Origin of the sequence: Vibrio sp. 10N.222.55.B11, assembly GCF_041473705.1 — a bacterium.
Classification (GTDB): Bacteria; Pseudomonadota; Gammaproteobacteria; order Enterobacterales; family Vibrionaceae; genus Vibrio; species Vibrio crassostreae_C.
Genome location: NZ_JBFRST010000085.1, coordinates 1 through 3800, shown reverse-complemented (window position 1 = coordinate 3800; position 3800 = coordinate 1). Strand labels below are relative to the sequence as shown.

At 42.4% G+C, this 3800-nt stretch carries 3 protein-coding genes and 1 pseudogene; 2 read left to right on the top strand and 2 right to left on the bottom strand.

The window, feature by feature from the left end; genetic code table 11:
* Nucleotides 1-91: 91 nt before the first annotated feature.
* Nucleotides 92-1057, bottom strand: coding sequence for a hypothetical protein (locus tag AB4503_RS23715; protein WP_102257505.1), 966 nt, complete (start codon nucleotides 1055-1057; stop codon nucleotides 92-94).
* Between the two features lie 84 nt (nucleotides 1058-1141).
* Between AB4503_RS23715 and AB4503_RS23710 the strand changes: the two are divergent.
* A pseudogene (locus AB4503_RS23710) lies at nucleotides 1142-1336 on the top strand (IS110 family transposase); the annotation flags it as partial.
* A 51-nt stretch (nucleotides 1337-1387) separates the two neighbouring features.
* Here the strand turns inward: AB4503_RS23710 and AB4503_RS23705 are convergent.
* Nucleotides 1388-1816, bottom strand: coding sequence for a hypothetical protein (locus AB4503_RS23705; protein ID WP_261840171.1), 429 nt, complete (start codon nucleotides 1814-1816; stop codon nucleotides 1388-1390).
* A 145-nt stretch (nucleotides 1817-1961) separates the two neighbouring features.
* Here AB4503_RS23705 and AB4503_RS23700 point away from each other — a divergent pair, with 145 nt between their 5' ends.
* Nucleotides 1962-3491, top strand: a complete 1530-nt coding sequence (locus tag AB4503_RS23700) for a transposase (protein ID WP_372115808.1) — start codon at nucleotides 1962-1964, stop codon at nucleotides 3489-3491.
* The last annotated feature ends 309 nt before the right edge of the window (nucleotides 3492-3800 follow it).

Sequence of the window (3800 nt, the reverse complement as noted above, 5' to 3'; positions counted from 1 at the left end):
AAACTAACCTTTGGACAAAAACGATTTAGACCTATAGCCCTAAATCGTTTATACAAGATTAGAAAAAGTATCTTGAAACCTTAAATGCTTGTTATGTTTCTTTTAGCTCAGGAGCTACCACATTTAGTAGTTTACTGGTGTAATCAATTGCTTCACGAGCTATTTGTTGAGGAATGAATTCAGCCTTATGCACAGCGTCATTCCTTGGATTGACGAGTAAATCTCGGTAACTATAATTTTGTTGCATTAAGTCTAAGTGCAACTGAGAATCAGCTAAATTAAAGCGCCCACCTAGAGTTCTATTGCTTCTATTACTCAGGCGTGCGCCAATCTCTTCATCTGATAAACCACAATTAGAGAGTTCTAATGAGATCAATTCAGTTAGTGCGTTTTCAATAGATGCACCGCACTCTATTACAGTTTTCCGATAGTCTTTCTGCAAAAATGCGCGATTAGCCTCTAGGTAAAGTTTATAAGTCAAATTTAACGGAGCTCCAGATGATGCCAAAGTGCAAGCTTCAAGGAACTGTTCATGTTTAATATTTTTCTGCCAGTTATCCAGACAGACAGTAATTACTTTATTTTCAGTAATACCCTGATTTTTCCCATTTTCATCCCAATGAAAAAGGTGAAAATTATCACCATAAGAATTCAACGTCTGCTCAATACGAACATTTTGGTTAGACATCACTTCTAAGTAGTCAAGTAATAAGTTTATCCATGACACAAATGATTCATAAAGTAATTGACCGTTTACTTCAGCATCGTGTACTTCAAACTGAAATACCACTCTGTGCAAACTAGAATGACCACTAGGATATTGATTGGGCTTCCCCCAAAATATCGGCTCAGAGCCTTGCTTCCAGCCCTTAGCGACCTCTGGCGGGGTTAGTAGCTTCCATAAAGGATCTGGTTCATGTTCAGTCCAAATAGGAAGGAACGGAATATGGATGACACCACTGATGCCACTGACCATGATCGGGTACGAATTTCCAAGAACAGATTTATCTACACTAATCGGATACTTGAACTCAAAAATACTATATAAGTTACTCATAATTATCCCTAGAAACATAACGAGGCTGTAGAATTTCTCCTCGCCCCTCTCAATTCTGATCCTACCGCCATTTCATCACGATAAATCCAAGGCGCTCGAGCGCAAGTACGCACTGTGTTATATATGACAATGATGTCAGCCATGCAATGTAACCCCGTATTCAAAGCGAGTTATGCTCGACTTTTGGCTGACGGAAAGCCTAAGAAAGTCGCAATAATAGCGTGCGTACGAAAGATGGTTGTGCCCCTTAACTCTATGCTCAGAGATGGCGCCATGTGAGATGAAAACACAGCCAAAAATCAATCATTGACGCCATAGTCGTTTGTTAGGCTACTGTGCCGAGAGTTTAGTTTCCACACATTCCATTTTCGGTTCAGGAGCTCTCTTACCGGACTCAGAGTCAAAAAAAACAAGGTCTAGACTCGCTTCACCAAGCATCATTTTTTCAGCTTGTTCTAAAGCAGCAAAATAACCGGGAGGTGAGCCAAATTCATACTCCCCGCTTCGAAAGGTATCGATTCGTAGAGATGAGCGCAATTTTCGAAACGCTTCAGGTGTTTTTTGAAATGTAGCAACAACGCCCTTAAAACCTTTTTCTAATTCTGAGTCAGAAAAATAGCCTGTTACATTACAAAAGCTACGATCCAAAGCGCAATTAACTTTAAAGACATTTGCTTCATCTTTTAATTGCATCGAACAAAACCCAGCCTGAGCCCCAAAAGAAAATAGAATAAATGCGACAGATAAATATTTTTTCACTTTGCCTCCTTTGTAGCCTAACGAGGCTGTAGAATTTCTCCTCGCCCGTCTCAATTCTGATCCTACCGCCATTTCATCATGATATGAGCTTGAACGCACTAACTCCTTGTGATCTAATCTAAATTATTCGTCACAAGACACAGTTATGCCCAACTTCAAAACCGATTACTCGAACCAAAACATGTTCGTCCCTATCATCATCGATGAACAACTCATCCCCGGAACTATCGAGTATGCGATTTCTCACATTGTCGATAACCACCTCGACCTCTCGCCCTTTGATGCGCACTACCACAACGACAAAAACGGGGCGGCTGCTTACCCACCTTCCATCATGCTTAAGGTTATTTTTTACGCCTATTCCCTTGGCATGTTATCTAGCCGTCGCATAGAAAGGGCTTGCGTCAACAACGTCACCTTCATGTGCTTATCGGGCGACGAGCGACCACACTTCACCACTATCGCGGCTTTCATCGCACAAATGAAGGACACCATCGAACCACTGTTCACTCAGGTTCTCATGATATGCGATGAACAAGACCTAATTGGCCGTAACATGTTTGCTATTGATGGCTGTAAAATTTCATCCAATGCCAGTAAGGAGTGGAGTGGCACACACGAAGAGCTTCGCCGTAAAAAAGAAAAACTACAACGAACGAGCCAGCGAATTATCGAGCGTCATCAAAGCCAAGATTCGCTCCCAAATGAAGTTATCGAACAAGACTTAAGACAAAAACAAAAGCTTGATAGCAGCGCCGATAAAATAGGTGCATTTCTGGCGAGCACTAAAGACAAATTGGGCAGCAGTAAAAAACCTGTAAAAAGCAACATCACGGACAATGACAGCGCTAAAATGACCACCTCAAAAGGCACTATTCAAGGTTATAACGGCATCGCCATCACGGATGACAAGCACCAAATTATTTTACACAGCCAAGTGTGGGGAAGTGTTGGTGAGCAGCAAACATTAAAGCCTGCAGTGCTCGCTTTGAAAGAACAATTAGAGAAACTACCCAACAGCTCAGAGCGCACCACCAAGTTCACCGCAGACAGTGGGTTTCACAGTAAAACCAACCTCAAGTTCCTGTCTGAGACCCCTTATGATTGTTACATAGCAGACACTGGATTTCGCAGCCGTAATCCGCTGTTTCAAAACAGTGAAACCTATCAGACCGAGCAAGCGAAAAAACGAAAGAAACGCTCAAAAACAGGCAAAACCTGTTACTCCATTTCGATGTTCGAGTTCAACCAAGACGAAATGACTTGCCGATGCCCTGCAGGAAATATGATGCGACTGAGCAGTAAAAACGCCGTCATCCGTGGGGAGCGTGGTGCTCAGTTTTGTGGATACCTAAACGACTGCAGACAATGCGTTCATCAACCGCTGTGCATGAGAAAACCGCCTGGCAAGCAAGTTGGTCGACAAGTCTTCTTTATCTACAAAAACACCAAAGACTTTGACCACATGCAGGCCATGAAAGACAAGATTGATAGCCCAGAAGGAAGGCGGCAATACAGTAAACGGCTTGGATGTGTTGAGCCTGTTTTTGGTAACATCACAGTCAACAAACAGATGAATCGATTTACGCTAAGAGGACAAGAGAAAGTGAACGCCCAATGGGCGATGTTCAGCATGCTTCACAACATGGAAAAGTTACGAAATTGCATTATCTAGAGGGTAAAACCTCTAAAATCATCGAAAAACTCCGATTAACTCTCATCCTGTCGCTCTATCTTTCCTTATTATGGTAAAGGTCACTATCATCACGTAGCATTTAGGCTGTTATCGGTCGGATAAATGACGATAAAAGCAGGGGAAATCGGCGAAAAATCGAGAAATCCTACAGCCTCAACGCCGCATTAAGTGGTGAGCAACGCAGACCACCAAACCTAAAGTATTGTGCCGTAAACACTGAAACTGAAGCAAACCAAAAATGCCGAGCGTTGGGAATCCGTCTTAAATGCTTTGTGTACGCCCAGCATG

Coding starts and splice junctions, on each gene's coding strand:
- AB4503_RS23715 (WP_102257505.1), bottom strand. CDS start 1,057: ATGAGTAACTTATATAGTATTTTTGAGTTCAAGTATCCGATTAGTGTA.
- AB4503_RS23700 (WP_372115808.1), top strand. CDS start 1,962: ATGCCCAACTTCAAAACCGATTACTCGAACCAAAACATGTTCGTCCCT.